Consider the following 18,479-nt stretch of genomic DNA (forward strand, 5'->3'; position numbering starts at 1 on the left):
TCAGCCCCTTCGGCGACTAGTGCCCGGCCTTGCGCACCGCCTTGGCGAGCTTGCGCAGCGTGCCGTCGAGTTCGCGGCGGCACCGCTGCGCCAGGTCGGCTTCCCGCTGATACAGCAGGCCGTAGGTGAAGGTGTCCTCGCCGGCGGCGTGTGCGATGTCCGCTTCCTGGCGCAGGTGTTCCCGGCTGACCACGCTGTCTTGGTGATCACCGAGCAGCGACTGCACGGCCTTGGCCCGCTCGGACACTTTGGCTTCCCCGGTGGCGGCCGCGGTGTATCGAAGTCGCTTGGCGCGCTTGCGGATTCGATGTATCGCTTCGTCGCGGTGGTGGTCGCCGGGGTTCTCCCGATCGACCTGGGCGGCGGCCTTGGCGGCCTTGCGGACCTTCTTGTACGCGGCCTCGACGGTGACCGGGGCCTGCTCCTCGGCCGCGGCGGCGCCGGGGGTTTGGACCGCGATCGCCTCCAGGGAGTCGAGCAACCGGAAGTAGCGTTGCGAGCGCATCGCGATCAACGAGCGGCGCAGGCCGGTCTGGTAGCGGCGCTGCGCGCCCCCGACCAGCCGTTCGCGCACCGGACCGCGCACCAATTCCGGTGCGAGCCCGTCCAAGTCACGCTCGTAGCGCTCGGCGAGCACCTCGGCGTCGCGCGCCATCCCCAAAATCCCGGCGAGCTCACGCAGCTCGTCCAGGACCCACCCCTCGTCGGGCAAGCCGAACGAATCCTGGTAGTCGCGCAGCAGGCTGCGCAGCTTGCGGGTGGTCACCCGCATCTGGTGGATGGAGTCGTAGGCGTCGGCGCGCACGGCGCGATCCCACACCAGCAGCTCGCGGACCTGCTCGGCGATGGCGCGCTGCAACGGATCCTCGCTCGGCTGCGCGCCGTTGGGCGGTGGCGGGGTGCCGAGCACCCGCGCCAGCTTGGAGCCGTGTCCGGCGGGCGCGGCGCCGGCGTCCAGCAGCCGGTTGCTCAACCGGTTCAGCAGTTCGGTGCCGGCCGCGCCGTTGGAGTGGCCGCCCGCTTCGAGGAGCTCCAATTCCCACTCCCGCCATTCGAGCTCGGTGGGCGGCGCACCGGATTCATCGGAGCTGTCATCGGGCCCCCGCGTCGACCACGCGGTGACGGAGTCGTTGCTGAACTCGGCCAGCGCGACGCCCGCGGCGTCGTACAACACCTGGCTCTCGCGCTCGGTGGTGATGCGCGCGACCGGCTGCAGCGGACGGTCACGGACGATCGCCAGCACGACGTCGGCCAACTCGGCGGGCACGGTGTTGTTGCCGTCGGGTCCGGACGCGTCCAGCGGCGCCCGGACCTCGGTGCGCGCGTCGGGCCCGGCCGGCAGCTTCAGGTGCCACCCGGCGTCGGAGCCGCCGGTGCGGCGGCGCAGCGTGATCTTGTTGCGCGCGAGGTCATGTGCGGGCGTGTCGAAGTACGTCGCATCCAGGGTTTGCGTCGGCGCCTTCTCGACGTGGGCGACCGCGGCGATCCCCTCGAACGACGGCGACACGGTGGACTCGCCGACATCGAATTTGCGCTCTACCTCCAGGTGACGCGAGGTCTGCGGCGTTTTTGCAGGCATCTTCGGCTCCGTTGAGGGCGCGTCGCCGCGGCCTTGAACGTAATGGACGGTGGGGATGAGACCCATAGCCTGCCATACGGAGGTGACGACGTTATGGCGGCGGCGGAGGAGGGGGCGGAGCCGTCGTCTCGTCCTCCGGCAGCGGCGCATAGACCGCGGGTGGAGGGGCATAGCGGGCGATGTTGTCGGCGATGTTGGTGCAGCCGCTTACCGAGATGCGTCGGCCCGCGCCCACGCACACGGTCGCTTCGACCCGATCGGCGGATGGCGCCGCGGTGAGAATCGCGGGGACGGACACCACGCCCGAGAACACCAGCAATGCGGCAAGCCCGCGGCGGCGATTCATCTGCACTCTCCTTCCGACCCCTCAGTGCATTGTGCCGTCACAGCGCGGCGGGCGGGCCCGGAATCTGAATATCGACGCCGCCTCCGACGCCGCCGCAGAAAAGTGTTAAGCGGTGTGCACGTTCGGGGTGCGGACGTGTTCGGGACGAAGGCCGCGCCCGAAGGCGATCGGCGGGATGGAGCGCAGCGGGCCCCGTCCCACGATCGCGGGGATCGGGATGGGTGACAGGTCACCGCCGTTCAGATTGGGCGCGATCACCCGGTCCTGTGCGAACACCTGGATCGCCTGGATGACCCGGGCGGGCAGCTCTCGCCGACGCTGCACCTTGGCGAGGTCCGCGTCGCGCAGACGTCCGTCGCGCAGTGGGGCGCACAGGATGTTGGCGGCCGCCACCGCATCGGCGACAGCCAGATTGATGCCGACGCCACCGATCGGCGACATGGCGTGGGCCGCGTCCCCGATGCACAGCAGGCCGGTGCGCCACCACCTCTCGAGCCGGTCCACCCGCACGTCGAGCTGACTGGTCTGGTCCCAGGAACGAAGGTCGTCGACGTGTTCGCGCAGCTGTGGCCGCGCCGCCACGATGCGCTCTTTGAACGCCTCCAGCGACCCGTCGCGGGGGTCGGACCCCTTGGGCATCAGATACGCGATCTGCCAATAGTCGCCCCGGTAGATCAGCGCCATGGTGAGGCCCCGACGGGCCACCCCGTACAGCTCCTGCGGATCGCCGGGTCGCCAGTTGAGCCGAAACCACAGCACGTCCATCGGGGAGTGCGCGGCGGCGGTCCTTAGGCCGGCCGCCGCCCGCACCGCGGACTTGCGCCCGTCCGCGCCGACGACCAGGTCGGCGCGCACCTCCACTTCGGGCGTGCGCGCCCCGATCACCCGATCGCCGTCAAAGATCAGGTCCTTGACTTCGGCGTTGCGGATCAGCGTGAATTCCGGGTAGGCAGAGGCCTTTTCGGCGAGGAAGTCGAGGAAGTCCCACTGCGGCATCAACGCGATGTACGGCTGTTTGAAACCCAACCGTTTGAGCACGCCGAAGTTGCCGAAGGTGCGGATCGTCCCGTCGGTGTCGAACGCGACGCGGTCGACTTTGGTGTGCGGCAGGCGCAGAAGCTCATCGACCAGCCCGAGCTCGTCCATGATCCGCAGGGTGCTCGGGTGCACCGTGTCGCCGCGGAAGTCGCGCAGGAAGTCATTGTGCTTCTCCAAGACGACAACCCGGATCCCCGCGCGGGCGAGCAAGAGCGCGTGAACGAGACCGGCGGGGCCCCCACCGGCTACGCAAACCTGGGTCTGAAGCACTTCCGCCACGGCCCGACCCTACCGCGGTCGCGCACTCGTTTGCCGCCTGATTCGCGCGTGCGCGGCGGGCAAACCCCTTATGGTTTGCGGTACGAATACCGCTCGCCTTGGGCGATGGTCGACGAAGGAGCGTTTGCATGGGGTCTTTTGTTCGCCCGGCGGCCCGGGCCGTTGCCGGCGGGATGGCGGCCTGCGCGGCCACTGTGGCAATGCTTTTCGCGACGGCGGGTTGGGCCGCCGCGGACGTGCCGGCCGACGAGCCGGAGCCGGCGCCCGCGTCGCAACCCAATTGCACGGCGGCCGACCTGGCCCAGGTGTCCTCGGGCGTCGCCGCGGCCACGTCGGCGTACCTGTTCACGCACCCCGACGTCAACGACTACTTCACCAGCTTGAAGGGCCAGCCGCGCAGCGACATGCGTGATCAGTTGAAGCAGTACATGGACGCCAACCCGCAGACCCACGCCGACCTCGAGGGCATTCGCCAGCCGCTCACCGACTTCCAGAATCGGTGCCGCTGACGCCTGCGGGTCAGCCGGCCGGCGGCGGCCGCAGATGCATCGCCAGGTCGCTCAACTCGAGGATCGTCTCAATCTCGGTGTCGCGGAACGGCCGTCCGTCGGGACCGAGCAAGTCGTGAAACCATTCCTGCGGCATCGCCGGATCCGGGTTCGGGTGGTCCCAGGAGTCCCAGGGAAAGTACGTCTGGGTTTTGCCGGCGACGAATCCCCAGTTGAACGCGCCGACGCCGGTGCGCTTCGCGATCGGCAGGATGTTTTGCACCGTGCTGCCCAGCGGCCGGGCCATGTACTCGGTGCACAGGATCGGGCGCCCCAGCGGGACGAGCTCGGCGATGCGCCTCTCGAACGCCGCCGGCTCGCCGTAGCAGTGGAAGGTGATGACGTCGGAGTTGTCGAGCTGGATCCCGGCGATGACGCTGCGGCGCGCCGGGTCGGCCCACTCGCCGTGCCACACGCCGCTCGTCAAGGGCTGGCGGGGATCGACCAACCGCGCCCACTCGAACACCTGGGGGAGCAGGTTGGCGACCAGGTCGAGCTTGTCCTTGCGCTCCACTGAGGCGTAGGTGTCCGCGGGGTTGTCCGGCTCGTTCCACAGGTCCCAGCCCAAAATGCGGTCGTCATTGCGGAATTGGGTCAGGACCCCGGTGACATAACCGCGCAGGGTGCGGACGTAGCCGCGGTCGCCGAGGCGCTCGGCGCCCGGGCTCTGCACCCAGCCGGAGTTGTGGATGCCGGGCCGCGGCGCGGGCTGCGGACCCGGGCGCGGGAACGGATCCCAACACGAATCGAACAGCACGAACAGGGGTTTGATGCCGTGGCGGGCCGCGATGTCGACAAACCGCGCGAGCCGGCCCTGGAACCCGCGGTGGTCCTGCGCCCAGAGCAGATCGTGCAAAAAGACCCGCACCGCGTTGAACCCGTTGGACTGGGCCCAGCCCAGTTCGGTGTCGATGCGCCCGGGATCGAAGGTATCGGCCTGGAACATCTCCAGCTGGTTGATGGCATTGGACGTGATGTAGTTGGCGCCCACCGGCCAGCCCTGCGCTTGATACCAGCGGTTGGCTCGCTCGGGTGACCATCGGCTTGCCTGCGGCGAGGTGCGCGGCGGCTGCGCGGACGCGTGCGGTGTGCGGGCCAAAACGATGCCTCCTGCCACTAGCAGCGGGAACTTCAGCACCGTTCGACGGTGTACGAAGCCACCACGGTCCCCCCGGTCGATGTGGTCCACCTTTGCTCTTTTGAGTCCGGATCGTCTCTTAACAACGATCGTACATGCCTGCCACACAACGTTTTTCGGCACTTTCGTTGTGACCGGGGTAACGTGGTGGTCAACGAGGCGGGACCCTCAGCGCGGTGGTCCCGGCGCGCAGCAGGACGTGCCGTGAATCGTGCGGTGGCGCGCCGGATCAGAAGCAGTGTTCGTCGGCGGGGAAAACCCCACCGGCCACCTCTTGCGCATATTGCGTTGCGGCGCGGCGCAATTCCCCGCCGATGTCGGCGAAGCGCTTGACGAAGCGGGCGGCCTTGCCGCTGCTCATGCCGGCCATGTCCTGCCAGACCAGGACCTGGCCGTCGCAGTTCGGTCCGGCCCCGATCCCGATGGTCGGAATGGTCAGCTTGCCGGTGATCTGGGTGGCCAGCTCGGCCGGCACCATCTCCATCACCACGGAGAACGCCCCGGCCTCGGCGACGGCGATCGCGTCCGCGACGGTCTGTTCGGCCGCGTCGCCGCGGCCCTGGACCCGGAAGCCGCCGAGGCTGTTCACGCTCTGCGGGGTGAACCCGATGTGCGCCATCACGGGGATGCCGGCGGCGGTCAGGCAGGCGATCTGCTCGGCGACCCGCTCGCCGCCCTCGAGCTTCACCGCGTGCGCGCCGCCCTCCTTCATGAACCGCGTGGCGGCGGCCAGCGCGGCGGCGGGCCCGGCCTCGTAGCTGCCGAACGGCAGGTCCGCGACGACCATGGCGTGCTGGGCGCCGCGCACCACGCCGCGGACCAACGGGATCAGTTCGTCGACCGACACCGGCACGGTGGTGTCGTAGCCGTAGACGACGTTGGCCGCCGAGTCGCCGACCAGCAGGACCGGGATGCCCGCCTCGTCGAAAATGCGGGCGGTCGAATAGTCGTAGGCCGTGAGCATCGCCCACTTGTGCCCCTCGGCCTTCCACTTCTGCAGGTGGTGGGTGCGGATCTTGGTGAGCGGCTGCGCGGGCGCAGGCGAGTTGGCACCGTAAACGTTGTGCTCAGACATCATTGTCCCTAGTGGGTGGTCGGGTCGATCCTCGTGGCCCTCAGTCTTTGAAAAACCTGAACGGGTCCCCGGGTTCGTCTGACGGTGTCATTCTGCCATTTCTTCGGCGCGGTTGAAACGGCGCGACAGTGTGAGACAGGCCATGCTCCGCGCGCGGCGGTGCCGCTGATCAGGATCTCAGGTTTCCTCTGGCAGCATATGTTGGCATGGGTTTGACTCGCCGAGGCACGCGCGCGCGCACGCTGCTGATCTGGACGTCGGTCGCTGCCGTCGCGCTGCTGGTGGCGGGCTGCGCGCGCGTGGTGGTGGGGCGCGCCGTCATGTCCGAACCCAAGCTGGGCCAGGCGGTGGAGTGGACGCCGTGCCGGGCCGCGAACCCGAAGGTCAAGCTGCCGGCCGGCGCGTTGTGCGGCAAGCTCGCGGTTCCGGTCGACTACGACAACCTCGACGGCGACGACGCCACGCTGGCGATGATCCGTTTTCCCGCGACCGGCGACAAGATCGGTTCGTTGGTGATCAACCCCGGCGGGCCGGGGGAGTCCGGCATCGAAGCGGCGTTGGGCGTCGTCCAGTCGCTGCCGAAGCGGGTCCGCGAACGGTTCGATTTGGTCGGCTTCGATCCCCGCGGGGTGGGCGCGTCGCGCCCCGCGGTCTGGTGCAACTCCGACGCCGACAACGACCGGCTGCGCACCGAGCCCAACGTCGACTACAGCCCGGCCGGCGTGGCCCACATCGAGGACGAGACCAAGCAGTTCGTCGGCCGCTGCGTCGACAAGATGGGCAAGGGCTTTCTGGCCAACATCGGGACGGTCAACGTCGCCAGGGACCTCGACGCCATCCGGGCCGCGCTTGGCGACGACAAGCTGACCTACCTCGGCTACTCCTATGGCACCCGGATCGGCTCGGCGTACGCCGAGGCCTTCCCGAACAAGGTGCGGGCGATGATCCTCGACGGGGCCGTCGACCCCAACGCCGATCCCATCGAGGCCGACCTGCGGCAGGCCAAGGGATTCCAGGACGCGTTCAACAACTACGCCGCCGACTGCGCGAAGCAACCGAGCTGCCCGCTGGGCACCGACCCGGCCAAGGCCGTCGACGTCTACCACAGCCTCGTCGACCCGATGGTCGACCCCAACAACCCCATGATCGGCCGGCCGGTCCCGACCAACGACCCGCGCGGGCTGAGCTACAGCGACGCCATCGTCGGCACCATCATGGCGCTGTACTCACCGAACCTGTGGCACCACCTGACCGACGGCCTGTCCGAACTCGTCGACCACCACGGCGACACCCTGCTCGCCCTGGCCGACATGTACATGCGCCGCGACGCCCACGGCCACTACACCAACGCCACCGACGCGCGGGTGGCGGTCAACTGCGTCGACCAGCCGCCGATCACCGACCGCGCCAAGGTGATTGACGAAGACCGCCGCTCCCGGGAGATCGCACCGTTCATGAGTTACGGGCAGTTCACCGGCAACGCGCCGCTGGGCACCTGCGCGTTCTGGCCGGTACCGCCGACGAGTAAGCCGCACACCATTTCCGCGCCCGGCCTGGCGCCCACGGTGGTGGTGTCGACCACGCACGACCCGGCGACCCCCTACAAGGCCGGCGTGGACCTGGCCGACCAGCTGCGCAGCTCGCTGCTGACCTACGACGGAACCCAGCACACCGTCGTCTTCCAGGGCGACAGCTGCATCGACAACTACGTGACGGCCTATCTGGTCGGCGGCACCACGCCGCCCAGCGGCGCCAAGTGCTGACGCCGAACGTGCACTCCCGGCGGGATTTTCGTCGATTCGTCGCCGTGCGTGCACGCTCGGTGGCGACGCGAGCCGGTTGAGAGCCGAGACCAAGGCGTAATCGTTTCGCGCTGCCACGGGTACCCGCGGCTGCAACGATGACTGCCATGTCGCGCCTGAGATCGTTGAGCTCGGCGCTGCTTTCGTTCGGTCTGGTGCTCGGTGGTTCCGCCGCGCTGCCGGTGGCCGGCGCCACGCCCGAGCCCGGTGCCGGGCAGACCCCGGCGCCGAACCCGCCGGCGGCCGCGGTGCCGCAGGGCTGGGGGAGCTGCGACCAATTCGTCTCGGACACAAGCGATATCCCCGCCGCGCGATGCACCACGGTGTCGGTCCCGATCGACTACAACAACCCCGGGGGCGCCCAGGCCAAACTGGCGGTCATCCGCGTGCCCGCGACCGGACAACGGATGGGGTCGTTGCTGGTCAATCCCGGCGGGCCCGGCGGCTCGGCGGTCGACATGGTGGCCGCGATGGCGCCGGACCTGGAGAACTCGCCCGTGCGGCGCAACTTCGACCTGGTCGGCTTCGACCCGCGCGGGGTGGGCCACTCCACTCCGTCGCTGCGCTGCCGCACCGACGCCGAGTTCGACGCGTACCGGCGCGAACCGATGGTCGACTACAGCCCGGCCGGTGTCGCGCACATCGAGCAGCTTTACCGGCAGCTGGCCCAGCAATGCGTCAACCGGATGGGCAGCGCGTTTCTGGCCAACGCCGGCACCGCGTCCGTCGCGCGTGACATGGACGCGGTGCGCCAGGCGCTGGGCGACGAACAGATCAACTACCTGGGATACAGCTACGGCACCGAGCTGGGCACCGCCTACCTGGAGAAGTTCGGCAACCACGTGCGGGCGATGGTGCTCGACGGCGCCATCGACCCGACCGTCGGCCCCATCGACGAGAACGTCAACCAAATGGCCGGATTCCAAACGGCTTTCAACGACTACGCCACCGACTGTGCCCGCTCGCCGGGCTGCCCGCTGGGCACCGACCCGTCCCAATTCGTCGCCCGCTACCACGCCCTGGTCGACCCGCTGGCCACCAAGCCCGCCCGCACCGCGGACCCACGCGGGCTGAGCTACGGCGACGCGACCACCGGCACCATCAACGCGCTCTACACCCCGACGCACTGGAAATACCTGACCAGCGGCCTGCTCGGCCTGGCGCGCGGCACCGACGCCGGCGACCTGCTGCTGCTCGCCGACGACTATCAGGGACGCGGCCGCGACGGGCACTACTCCAACGACCAGGACGCGTTCAACGCGATCCGCTGCGTCGATGCCCCGAACCCGACGGACCAGGCCAGCTGGGTGACCGCGGATCAGCGGATCCGCCAGGCCGCTCCCTTCCTCAGCTACGGGCCGTTCACCGGAAACGCTCCCCGCGATTTGTGCGCGCTCTGGCCGGTGCCGCCGACGTCGGCGCCGCACGCCGCGCCGGCCATGGCGCCGGGCAAGGTCGTCGTCGTCTCCACCACGCACGACCCGGCGACCCCGTATCAGGCCGGGGTGAACCTGGCGCGCCAGCTGGGTGGCCCGCTGATCACCTACGACGGCACGCAGCACACCGCGGTGTTCAACGGCGACCAATGCGTGGACAACGCCGTGGTGCGCTACCTGGTCGCGGGCACGCCGCCGCCGGCCGCCTACACCTGCCGGTCCTGACCAGCCTGTCGCGGCCATCGCAACGGTTCTGAGCGGGCATCGGTAACACAGAATTAACAGCCGTTGCATACTGTTCGAGTTATGGATCGTCAGAAGGAATTCGTGCTGCGCACGCTCGAGGAACGAGACATCCGCTTCGTTCGGCTGTGGTTCACCGATGTGCTCGGCTTCCTCAAGTCGGTCGCCATCGCCCCGGCCGAACTCGAGGGCGCCTTCGAGGAGGGCATCGGCTTCGACGGATCCTCGATCGAGGGCTTCTCGCGGGTCTCGGAGTCCGACACCGTGGCCAACCCCGACCCGTCCACCTTCCAGGTGCTGCCGTGGGCGTCGCCCAACGGTCACCACCACTCGGCGCGGATGTTCTGCGACATCACGATGCCGGACGGCTCGCCGTCCTGGGCGGACCCGCGGCACGTGCTGCGCCGCCAGCTGCAGAAGGCCAACGACCTGGGATTTTCCTGCTACGTGCATCCCGAGATCGAATTCTTCCTGCTCAAGGCCGGCGCCGACGACGGGACGCCGCCGGTCCCGGTCGACAACGCCGGCTACTTCGATCAGGCGATCCACGACTCCGCCTCGAACTTCCGCCGCCACGCGATCGAGGCGCTGGAGTTCATGGGCATCTCGGTGGAATTCAGCCACCACGAGGGCGCGCCCGGACAGCAGGAGATCGACCTGCGCTTCGCCGACGCGCTGTCGATGGCCGACAACGTGATGACGTTCCGCTACGTCATCAAGGAGGTGGCGATCGAGAACGGCGCCCGCGCGTCCTTCATGCCCAAGCCGTTCGGGCAGCACCCCGGCTCCGCGATGCACACCCACATGAGCCTGTTCGAGGGCGACGTCAACGCGTTCCACAGCCCCGACGACCCGCTGCAACTGTCCGATGTGGGCAAGTCCTTCATCGCCGGGGTCCTCGAGCACGCCTCGGAGATCAGCGCCGTCACCAACCAATGGGTCAACTCCTACAAGCGACTGGTGGGTGGCGGCGAGGCGCCGACCGCCGCGTCCTGGGGCGCGGCCAACCGCTCCGCGCTGGTGCGGGTGCCCATGTACACCCCGCACAAGACGTCGTCGCGGCGCGTCGAGGTCCGCAGCCCCGACTCGGCCTGCAACCCGTACCTGACGTTCGCCGTGCTGCTGGCCGCCGGGCTGCGCGGGGTGGAGAAGGGCTACGTGCTGGGGCCGCAGGCCGAGGACAACGTGTGGGACCTGACGCCCGCCGAGCGCCAGGCGATGGGATACCGCGAGCTGCCCACCAGCCTGGACAGCGCGCTGCGTGCCATGGAGTCCTCCGAGCTGGTCGCGGAAACCTTGGGGGAGCACGTCTTTGACTTCTTCCTGCGCAACAAGCGCACCGAGTGGGCGAACTACCGCAGCCACGTCACCCCGTACGAACTGAGCACCTACCTGTCGCTGTAGCGGTTTCATGCGCCGCCCGCGCCTGAAGATCGGCGGGTTGCGATACCGTCGTGGTCGTGACCAAACCCGCGACGCAGCGACCCCGGCTGCCCAGCGTGGGCCGGCTCGGGTTGGTCGATCCGCAAGCGGCCGAACGCATAGCGCAACTGGGCTGGCACGACCACGACGACCAGGCCCACGTCGACCTGCTGTGGTCGCTGTCGCGCGCCGCGGACCCCGACGCCGCCCTGCTCGCCCTGGTGCGGCTGGCCGAGAACCCGGACGCCGGGTGGGACGAGCTCAACGCCGCCCTGCTCACCGAGCGCCCCCTGCGCGGGCGCCTGTTCGGTGTGCTCGGCGCGTCGCTGGCCCTCGGGGATCACCTGATCGCCCAGCCGCAGTCCTGGAAACTCTTGCGCGGCAACGTCACCCTGTCCACCCACGACCAGCTGCGCACGAAGTTCACCGAGTGCGTCGAGGAGGCGCTGGCCGACCCCGGTTCGGCGATGGTGCGCCTGCGCACCCTGTATCGCGATCAGCTGCTGGTGCTGGCCGCGCTGGACCTGGCCGCCACCGTCGAGGACGAACCGGTGGTGCCGTTCACCGTGGTGGCCGCCCACCTGTCGGACCTGGCCGACGCCGCGCTGGCCGCCGCGTTGCGGGTGGCCGAGAGCACCGTGTGCGGCGACAAGACGCCGCCGCGGCTGGCGGTCATCGCGATGGGCAAATGCGGTGCCCGCGAACTGAACTACGTCAGCGACGTCGACGTCATCTTCGTCGCCGAGCACGCCGACACCCTCACCACCCGGGTGGCCAGCGAGATGATGCGGCTGGCCTCCGAGGCGTTCTTTCAGGTCGACGCCGGGTTGCGGCCGGAGGGCCGCAGCGGCGAGCTGGTCCGCACCGTCGAGTCGCACATCGCCTACTACCAGCGGTGGGCGAAAACCTGGGAGTTCCAGGCGCTGCTGAAGGCGCGCGCGGCGGTGGGCGACGCGGAGCTCGGACAGCGCTACCTGGACGCGCTGATGCCGATGGTCTGGGTCGCCTGCGAGCGTGAGGACTTCGTGGTCGAGGTGCAGGCGATGCGGCGGCGCGTCGAGCAGCTGGTGCCCGCCGAGGTCCGCGGCCGCGAGATCAAGCTCGGCAGCGGCGGGCTGCGCGACGTCGAATTCGCCGTGCAGCTCCTGCAGTTGGTGCACGGGCGCAGCGACGAGTCGCTGCACGTGGCGTCGACGGTGGACGCGCTGACCGCGCTCGGCCAGGGCGGCTACATCGGGCGCGAGGACGCCGCGAACCTCACCGCCTCCTACGAGTTCCTCCGCCTGCTCGAGCACCGGCTGCAGCTGCAGCGGCTCAAGCGGACCCACCTGCTGCCCGAGCCCGACGACGAGGAGGCGGTGCGCTGGCTGGCGCGGGCCGCCCACGTCCGGCCCGACGGTCGCCACGACGCGGCCGGGGTGCTGCGCGAGGAGCTGCGGCACCAGAACCTGCGGGTGTCACAGCTGCACGCCAAGCTCTTCTACCAACCGCTGCTGGAATCGATCGGCCCGGCCGGGCTGGAGATCGCGCACGGCATGACGTCCGAGGCCGCCGAGCGTCAGCTGGCCGCCCTGGGCTACGAGGGCCCGCAGTCCGCTCTGAAGCACATGTCGGCGCTGGTCAACCTCAGCGGCCGGCGCGGGCGGGTGCAGTCGGTGCTGCTGCCCAGGCTGCTGAACTGGATGTCGTACACGCCCGACCCCGACGGCGGGCTACTGGCCTACCGGCGGCTGTCCGAGGCGCTGTCCGGGGAAAGCTGGTATCTGGCCACCCTGCGCGACAAGCCCGCCGTCGCCCGCCGGCTCATGCACGTGCTGGGGACCTCGGCGTACGTGCCGGACCTGTTGATGCGCGCGCCCCGGGTCATCCAGGACTACGGCGACGGGCCGAGCGGCCCGCACCTGCTGGAGACCGAGCCCGCCGCGGTGGCCCGCGCGCTGGTGGCCTCGGCCGCCCGCTATTCCGACCCGGTGCGGGCGATCGCCGGGGCGCGCACCCTGCGCCGCCGCGAGCTGGCCCGGGTGGCGTCGGCCGACCTGCTCGGCATGCTCGAGGTCGTCGACGTGTGCAAGGCGCTGACCTCGGTGTGGGTGGCCGTGCTGCAGGCCGCGCTGGACGCGATGATCCGGACGAACCTTCCCGCGGACGGTAAGGCGCCGGCGGCCATCGCCGTCATCGGCATGGGCCGGCTGGGCGGCGCCGAACTGGGCTACGGCTCGGACGCCGACGTGATGTTCGTGTGCGAACCGGCTTCTGGCGTCGAGGATTCCGTCGCCGTGCGCTGGGCGACGACGGTCGCCGAGCAGGTCCGGACGCTGCTGGGAACGCCCAGCGTCGACCCACCGCTGGAGGTCGACGCCAACCTGCGGCCCGAGGGCCGCAACGGTCCGCTGGTGCGCACCCTGGCCTCCTACGCCGCCTACTACGGGCAGTGGGCGCAGCCGTGGGAGGTTCAGGCGCTGCTGCGCGCGCACGCGGTCGCCGGCGACGCGGAGCTGGGGCAGCGGTTCCTGCTGATGGCCGACAAGACGCGCTATCCACCCGACGGGATGTCGTCGGAGGCGATGCGCGAGATCCGCCGCATCAAGGCCCGCGTCGACGCCGAGCGGCTGCCGCGCGGCGCCGACCCGAACACGCATACCAAGCTGGGCCGCGGGGGACTGGCCGACATCGAATGGACCGTGCAGCTGCTGCAGCTGCGGCACGCCCACGAGATCCCCGCGCTGCACACCACGTCGACGCTGGCGTGCCTGGACGCGATCGCCGAGGCCGACCTGGTGCCCGCCGACGAGGTGGAGCTGCTGCGGCAGGCCTGGCTGACGGCCACCCGGGCCCGCAACGCGCTGGTGCTGGTCCGGGGTAAGCCCACCGACCAGCTGCCGGGCCACGGACGCCAGCTGAACGCGGTCGCCGTGGCCGCGGGCTGGCCGACCGACGAGGGCGGCGAATTCTTGGACAACTATTTACGGGTGACGCGACGCGCAAAGGCCGTCGTGCGCAAGGTGTTTGGAAGTTGAGTCAGGAGGCCGGCGCGTTGGACGCCATATTCGAGGTGCTCAGCGCGACGGAAGCCGATCGCGTGACCGCGCTGTATGCACCGTTGGCCGATGCGGTCCGCGAGCTCGTCGACGCGACCATCCGCACCGAGGCCGACGACGACGTCGTCGCCGAGGCCCGGCGCGCGATCGAGGCCGTCACCGCATCGCTGCGGGAACGCACCCGCCCGATCGGGGTGAGCTACCGCGTCGACGGCCGCCCGCTGCCGTTGGGCAACGCCGCGATTGGCGTGTGCAACCCCATCGCCCCGCCGATCGTCGTGCACCACGAGGGCGACGGGCGCTGCTGGAGCGAGTTCGTTCTCGGCTCGGCCTACGAGGGCCCGCCCAAGCTGGTGCACGGGGGCGTCAGCGCCCTGGTGCTCGACCACATGCTCGGCGAGGCGGCCAGCGAGGGCCTGTCCAAGGCGCGGTTCACCGGGACCATCACCGTGAAGTATCTGCGCGGCACGCCGCTGGGCCCGCTTCGTTGTGAGGCGTGGGTCGACGGCAAGGAGGGCCGCAAAGTCTTTGCGCGCGGCACCATTTCGGATTCCAATGGCGTCACCGTCGAGGCCGACGGCGTCTTCATCGAGCCGGCGTGGGCGGCGGAGGAGCAGTGAAGTTCTACATCAGCAGCGCCTTTTTGAACACCCGCGAAATCATCGAGCTGGCCAAGGCCGCCGACGAACTCGGCTACGACGGGATCGGCATTCCCGACCACGTCGTCAACCTCGAGACGCTGGACACGCCGTACCCGTACACCAAGGATGGGGAACGGCGCTGGCAGCCGTTCACCGACTGGCCCGACCCGTGGGTGCTCGTCGGCGCGCTCGCCCAGGTCACCACGCGGTTGCGCTTCGTCAACACCGTCTACATTCCCGCGATGCGCAACCCGTATTCGGCGGCGAAAGCCATTGGTACCGCGGCGGTTTTGGCGTCGGGCCGGGTGGAGCTGGGCATCGGCGTGGGCTGGTGCCGCGAGGAATTCGCGTTGATGGGTGAGCGATTCGAGGCCCGTGGCAAACGCACCGACGAAATGATCGGGCTGATGCGGGCGCTGTGGTCGCCGGGCTGGACGGAGTTCGAGGGTGAGTTCTATACCGCGCCGCGCCTCGAGATGCAGCCCACCCCGCCGCCGATCCCGGTGTACGTCGGGGGACTCAGCGAGATCGCGCTGCGCCGTGCCGCCCGCAACGACGGCTGGATCGGGGATCTGATCAACACCCAGCGGGCGCTCGATGCCATCGGCCGGCTGCGGGAGATGCGGGCCGAAAACGGTTTGTCCATGGACGATTTCACTGTGTTGACCCCGCTGACCGACGCGTTCACCACCGCCGATTATCGGCGCGCGGAGGCCGGCGGCATCACCGGCATCATCACGATGCCGTGGATGTTCTACGCCGGGCCCGACGCCAGCCTCGACGACAAGATCGACGGCATGCAGCGCTTCCGGAAGGACCTGTCACTCGACGGGTAGGAGACACCTGCTTTGCGGCGGGTTTACCGTGCGTAGGGGTCGGTGATCTCGCGGAGCTGATCCAAGATCTGCTGCAGCAGTGTGAAGTTGCGGGTACCCAGGTAGGCCTTCCACTCCGAGTGGATCTCGTCGAGAGTTGCCGTGGCTACCGCGACCGCGCGCCGGCCACGTTGCTCGATGACGATCAATCGGGCGCGGCCATCCGCGGGGTCGGGGACCCGGCGGACATAGCCCAAGCGTTCGAGTTGATCGACCAGGACGCCCGCGCTCTGCTTGCTCATTTGCGCCTGTTCGGCGAGGTCTGTGAGGCGCGAACCGTCCGGGGCGATGCGCTGGAACACGCGGCACTGGGCAAGGGTCCAGTCGTCGAATCCGGCATCCTGGAGCGCCCGGAAAATCCGGTCTTCGGTGTACCGGTACGGGATGAACAACGACACCCCTAGATCAATCCGCTGCTCGTCGTTCATGCTGCCCTCGGCTCCATCGCCCACGTGGTCCAACGAAATTCACACCCTACGTCCACCGCTACTGCGCTCGGCGGCCCTGCATCACCTGGGTGACTTGCTACATGCCGCTGTTGCGGGCATGGCCTCCGACCATCAGATTAGTAAATATCATTGACTACCATAGACGTCGGCTTGGTCCTAATCTGTTATGGAATCTTGACATTAGCCGAGAGCATGGACGATAGTAGTCAACGTTCCTGACGAGTTACCCGGCGATGGAGGGGTGGCTACCGCGAGGCGGGCCCCGCTCACCATCACGCCCTTTCATCCGTTTCATCCGTTCTAGAGAAAGCGAAAATTTTGTGAAGTTTCTTGTCCTTGGAGCAACCGGCCGCACCGGCCGTCTCTTCGTCACGAAGGCCCTCGACCAGGGTCACCAGGTCACCGCCCTCGTTCGGCGGGCCGACGCCACCGTTGACCCGCGCGCCCACGTCGTCGGCGGCGACGTCACCGACGCCGCCGTCATCGCAACAGCAGCCCGAGGGCACGACGCGGTCATCAGCGCACTCGGAGTCAAAAACGTCCGCCAAACCCCGACGCTGATCACGGACACTGTCCGCGCCGTCATCGCGTCCGCCAAACATCGGGTGTTGACCGGTTTGTGATCGTGTCCGCATTCGGAGTCGGCGACTCCCTGGCCAAGGCATCGTTTCTCGCCGGCCTGATATTTCGCACGGCGCTGCGCAAGAAGTACGAAGACAAAGCTGCGTCCGAAGTGCTCTTGAAAGCCAGCGGCCTGAAATGGACCCTCGAATACCCCGGGGCATTGAACGACGGGGTCGGCGGCCGTTACACCGCGAGGGCGCTCGATGACGTCACGACGTTGCCGATGCTCCCCTCAACCTCTCGCGGAAACGTCGCCGACTTTCTCCTCCACTCCGCCTTAGAGGACACGTTCATCCGTCAGGTCGTCGTCGTCACCGACGCCAAATAGGTCGCCGCAGCGGGCGCTGCCCACGGGGCAGGTTTCGGCGGCGGAACTCGCCGCGGATGCAGTCGCGGCGGCCGAAAACGAAACCACCCGCGCGGCAACAGAACCGCGCGGGTGGTTTCGTCAAGCCGACTCAGACGTCCTTAAACGTCGTAGTACAGCGCGAATTACGTCCTGAGCGTTCGCAACCGTTAGCTGTGTTTACAGCGTAGGGAAATCGCAGGTCACAGCGTTGCCAATGTTGGCAAGCGTGAACTGTTTTGAAAACTACTGCGGACGAACTGCGGACGGAACCGCCTACGCATCCCCGAACTAACCCCGAACATGGAGGGAATCATCGTGCCCAACAACACAACCCCAACCGAGGCCCACACCGCGCTCACCCACGCCTTGCAGCATCTGCGTCACGCGCTGCGGCTCATCACCAACACCGACCGGCTCATCGTCGCCGGTGATCCCGAAAGCCTGGCAACGCAACGCTGCGCTGTCCTGTACGCCGACCTCGCAGCCGCGGCCCGCTCCTGCGCCAGCCTGATCGACCACCTCGACGGCTTCCCGCTCTACCCGCTGCTTGACGACCACCGTGAGGCGATCGCAGCAGCCATGTCGAAGCACCCGGCGGGAAATGCGCTGGGCGGTGCCTTGTGAGTAACCGGAGCTGGCTGGAACGTATCGCCGCGGCCGCCGCGGTGACCTTGGCCGTGGCCTATGTCGGCGCCGCCGAGGTTGGGGTAGTCGCCGGTCTTCTCGCGGGCGTGTTCACCGCCGTGCTGTGGGGCGCAATCCTTCTCGGCCAATACCTGGGCGGGAAGCGATGACCGACAACCACGCATCGGACACCGCTGTCGGGGCCGCGGCTAACCCGACCGACATGCTGCCCACCCAAGCGCAGGACACCCCAGCGTTGGCCTGGGCCGACGACAACCCCGACCAGGAGGACCACCCGGTACCAGCGTCATGGGGCGCGGTGTTCAACTACGCCGCGTTCCTGATCATCTGCGGACTCATCGCCGCAGCCATCACCGCCGGCTTCGTCTGGTTCGGGGACGGTGCCCGGTGAGGGCCGCGCTGACCGCCGTCGCGGTCGCAGTGGCGGTGTGGCTGGGATGCCCAGCCGCGCACGCCGACCCGGCACCACCGCCGCCCACCCCAACACCGCCGGGGTATGTGCAATGCAACGGGCAGCTGATCCCCGCGGATCCGCGCCTCGATGTACAGAACCCGGTCGGCGCCGCCATGTACCGATTTTTCTTGCAGCAGATGTGCGCGGCACCACCACCGGCGCCACCCGGATAGCCCATCACGGCACAGCGCCCCGTCGACATCGGCGGGGCGCTTCCCCTTTCCGGGCTCCCGCAACGATTTTCGCCACGTTTGCCCGATAAGCGCCCCCAGACCGGGCGCGGCGTGCCAACATCGGGCGCAACGACCCCAACCCCATTGCGTCACGGAGAACCAGATGACCCCAGCAGTCCAACTCGCAGTCATTGCGGCTCATCGCCTGCGCGGTGTGCGCGACACTGCTGCTCGTCGTCGCCCCGCCAGCAGATCCCCCAGTTGCGGGAACGCGCGGACGGCTGGCGCGACATCGCAATCCAGCTCGCCGCCCAACTAAACGGCG

Annotated in this window: 17 protein-coding genes and 1 pseudogene; 12 read left to right on the top strand and 6 right to left on the bottom strand. The window is 68.8% G+C overall.

Annotation, left to right across the window (positions count from 1 at the left end; genetic code table 11):
• Nucleotides 1-16: 16 nt before the first annotated feature.
• The 3 genes from W7U_RS06120 to W7U_RS06130 form a co-directional block, all read right to left on the bottom strand.
• Nucleotides 17-1,579 (bottom strand): CYTH and CHAD domain-containing protein, encoded by a 1,563-nt coding sequence (locus W7U_RS06120; RefSeq protein WP_008255950.1) that lies wholly within the window; start codon nucleotides 1,577-1,579, stop codon nucleotides 17-19.
• A gap of 91 nt (nucleotides 1,580-1,670) precedes the next feature.
• The gene (locus W7U_RS06125) at nucleotides 1,671-1,925 is read right to left on the bottom strand and encodes a hypothetical protein (protein ID WP_008255952.1); all 255 of its coding nucleotides are present in this window, start codon (nucleotides 1,923-1,925) and stop codon (nucleotides 1,671-1,673) included.
• A gap of 105 nt (nucleotides 1,926-2,030) precedes the next feature.
• Nucleotides 2,031-3,242 (bottom strand): FAD-dependent oxidoreductase, encoded by a 1,212-nt coding sequence (locus tag W7U_RS06130; protein ID WP_080588010.1) that lies wholly within the window; start codon nucleotides 3,240-3,242, stop codon nucleotides 2,031-2,033.
• A gap of 173 nt (nucleotides 3,243-3,415) precedes the next feature.
• On the opposite strand from W7U_RS06130, the gene W7U_RS06135 reads away from it, so the two are divergent.
• Nucleotides 3,416-3,751 carry a heme-binding protein gene (locus W7U_RS06135; RefSeq protein WP_009953566.1) on the top strand — a complete coding sequence of 112 codons (336 nt, stop codon included), beginning with the start codon at nucleotides 3,416-3,418 and terminating at the stop codon, nucleotides 3,749-3,751.
• Nucleotides 3,752-3,761: 10 nt separating this feature from the next.
• Here W7U_RS06135 and W7U_RS06140 read toward each other — a convergent pair whose 3' ends face one another.
• Together W7U_RS06140 and panB are read right to left on the bottom strand one after the other, a co-directional pair.
• Nucleotides 3,762-4,970 (bottom strand): 1,4-beta-xylanase, encoded by a 1,209-nt coding sequence (locus W7U_RS06140; protein ID WP_197538614.1) that lies wholly within the window; start codon nucleotides 4,968-4,970, stop codon nucleotides 3,762-3,764.
• A gap of 187 nt (nucleotides 4,971-5,157) precedes the next feature.
• On the bottom strand, nucleotides 5,158-6,003 hold the full coding sequence (gene panB / locus W7U_RS06145; RefSeq protein WP_008255960.1) for a 3-methyl-2-oxobutanoate hydroxymethyltransferase: 846 nt from the start codon (nucleotides 6,001-6,003) through the stop codon (nucleotides 5,158-5,160).
• A gap of 206 nt (nucleotides 6,004-6,209) precedes the next feature.
• On the opposite strand from panB, the gene W7U_RS06150 reads away from it, so the two are divergent.
• The 6 genes from W7U_RS06150 (at nucleotide 6,210) to W7U_RS06175 (ending at nucleotide 15,421) form a co-directional block, all read left to right on the top strand.
• Entirely contained in the window at nucleotides 6,210-7,766 is a 1,557-nt protein-coding gene (locus W7U_RS06150) for an alpha/beta hydrolase (protein ID WP_008255962.1), read from the top strand.
• A 137-nt stretch (nucleotides 7,767-7,903) separates the two neighbouring features.
• Complete coding sequence (locus tag W7U_RS06155) at nucleotides 7,904-9,466, top strand: alpha/beta hydrolase (RefSeq protein WP_085976440.1); 1,563 nt, start codon at nucleotides 7,904-7,906, stop codon at nucleotides 9,464-9,466.
• A gap of 81 nt (nucleotides 9,467-9,547) precedes the next feature.
• On the top strand, nucleotides 9,548-10,888 hold the full coding sequence (gene glnA, locus W7U_RS06160) for a type I glutamate--ammonia ligase (protein ID WP_008255967.1): 1,341 nt from the start codon (nucleotides 9,548-9,550) through the stop codon (nucleotides 10,886-10,888).
• Between the two features lie 50 nt (nucleotides 10,889-10,938).
• Nucleotides 10,939-13,923, top strand: a complete 2,985-nt coding sequence (locus tag W7U_RS06165; RefSeq protein ID WP_008255969.1) for a bifunctional [glutamine synthetase] adenylyltransferase/[glutamine synthetase]-adenylyl-L-tyrosine phosphorylase — start codon at nucleotides 10,939-10,941, stop codon at nucleotides 13,921-13,923.
• Entirely contained in the window at nucleotides 13,920-14,564 is a 645-nt protein-coding gene (locus W7U_RS06170) for a PaaI family thioesterase (protein WP_008255971.1), read from the top strand. Before W7U_RS06165 ends, W7U_RS06170 begins: the two co-directional genes overlap by 4 nt.
• Nucleotides 14,561-15,421, top strand: a complete 861-nt coding sequence (locus tag W7U_RS06175; protein ID WP_008255973.1) for a TIGR03619 family F420-dependent LLM class oxidoreductase — start codon at nucleotides 14,561-14,563, stop codon at nucleotides 15,419-15,421. The genes W7U_RS06170 and W7U_RS06175 overlap by 4 nt, the downstream gene beginning before the upstream one ends.
• 23 nt (nucleotides 15,422-15,444) lie before the next feature.
• Here the strand turns inward: W7U_RS06175 and W7U_RS06180 are convergent, their stop codons facing one another.
• A complete protein-coding gene (locus W7U_RS06180; RefSeq protein WP_008255975.1) occupies nucleotides 15,445-15,888 on the bottom strand; it encodes a MarR family transcriptional regulator in 444 nt (147 codons plus the stop codon).
• Nucleotides 15,889-16,142: 254 nt separating this feature from the next.
• Here W7U_RS06180 and W7U_RS06185 point away from each other — a divergent pair.
• The 5 genes and pseudogenes from W7U_RS06185 to W7U_RS25300 all read left to right on the top strand — a co-directional run bounded on the left by W7U_RS06185 (nucleotide 16,143) and on the right by W7U_RS25300 (nucleotide 18,154).
• Nucleotides 16,143-16,861, top strand: a pseudogene (locus W7U_RS06185) (NAD(P)-binding oxidoreductase).
• A 336-nt stretch (nucleotides 16,862-17,197) separates the two neighbouring features.
• Nucleotides 17,198-17,506 (top strand): hypothetical protein, encoded by a 309-nt coding sequence (locus tag W7U_RS06190; protein ID WP_232525834.1) that lies wholly within the window; start codon nucleotides 17,198-17,200, stop codon nucleotides 17,504-17,506.
• Entirely contained in the window at nucleotides 17,503-17,676 is a 174-nt protein-coding gene (locus W7U_RS26400; RefSeq protein ID WP_020822294.1) for a hypothetical protein, read from the top strand. Before W7U_RS06190 ends, W7U_RS26400 begins: the two co-directional genes overlap by 4 nt.
• Entirely contained in the window at nucleotides 17,673-17,918 is a 246-nt protein-coding gene (locus W7U_RS06195; protein WP_008255987.1) for a hypothetical protein, read from the top strand. The genes W7U_RS26400 and W7U_RS06195 overlap by 4 nt, the downstream gene beginning before the upstream one ends.
• A complete protein-coding gene (locus tag W7U_RS25300; protein ID WP_008255989.1) occupies nucleotides 17,915-18,154 on the top strand; it encodes a hypothetical protein in 240 nt (79 codons plus the stop codon). Before W7U_RS06195 ends, W7U_RS25300 begins: the two co-directional genes overlap by 4 nt.
• Nucleotides 18,155-18,479: the final 325 nt, after the last annotated feature.

The organism is Mycobacterium sp. H4Y (assembly GCF_000364405.1).
Taxonomy (GTDB): Bacteria; Actinomycetota; Actinomycetes; order Mycobacteriales; family Mycobacteriaceae; genus Mycobacterium; species Mycobacterium intracellulare.

Excerpts from the sequence above, each read along its gene's own strand:
- W7U_RS06120 (WP_008255950.1), bottom strand. The coding sequence starts at position 1,579 with ATGCCTGCAAAAACGCCGCAGACCTCGCGTCACCTGGAGGTAGAGCGC.
- W7U_RS06125 (WP_008255952.1), bottom strand. The coding sequence starts at position 1,925 with ATGAATCGCCGCCGCGGGCTTGCCGCATTGCTGGTGTTCTCGGGCGTG.
- W7U_RS06135 (WP_009953566.1), top strand. The coding sequence starts at position 3,416 with ATGGCGGCCTGCGCGGCCACTGTGGCAATGCTTTTCGCGACGGCGGGT.
- panB (WP_008255960.1), bottom strand. The coding sequence starts at position 6,003 with ATGTCTGAGCACAACGTTTACGGTGCCAACTCGCCTGCGCCCGCGCAG.
- W7U_RS06150 (WP_008255962.1), top strand. The coding sequence starts at position 6,210 with ATGGGTTTGACTCGCCGAGGCACGCGCGCGCGCACGCTGCTGATCTGG.
- W7U_RS06155 (WP_085976440.1), top strand. The coding sequence starts at position 7,904 with ATGACTGCCATGTCGCGCCTGAGATCGTTGAGCTCGGCGCTGCTTTCG.
- glnA (WP_008255967.1), top strand. The coding sequence starts at position 9,548 with ATGGATCGTCAGAAGGAATTCGTGCTGCGCACGCTCGAGGAACGAGAC.
- W7U_RS06180 (WP_008255975.1), bottom strand. The coding sequence starts at position 15,888 with ATGAACGACGAGCAGCGGATTGATCTAGGGGTGTCGTTGTTCATCCCG.
- W7U_RS06195 (WP_008255987.1), top strand. The coding sequence starts at position 17,673 with ATGACCGACAACCACGCATCGGACACCGCTGTCGGGGCCGCGGCTAAC.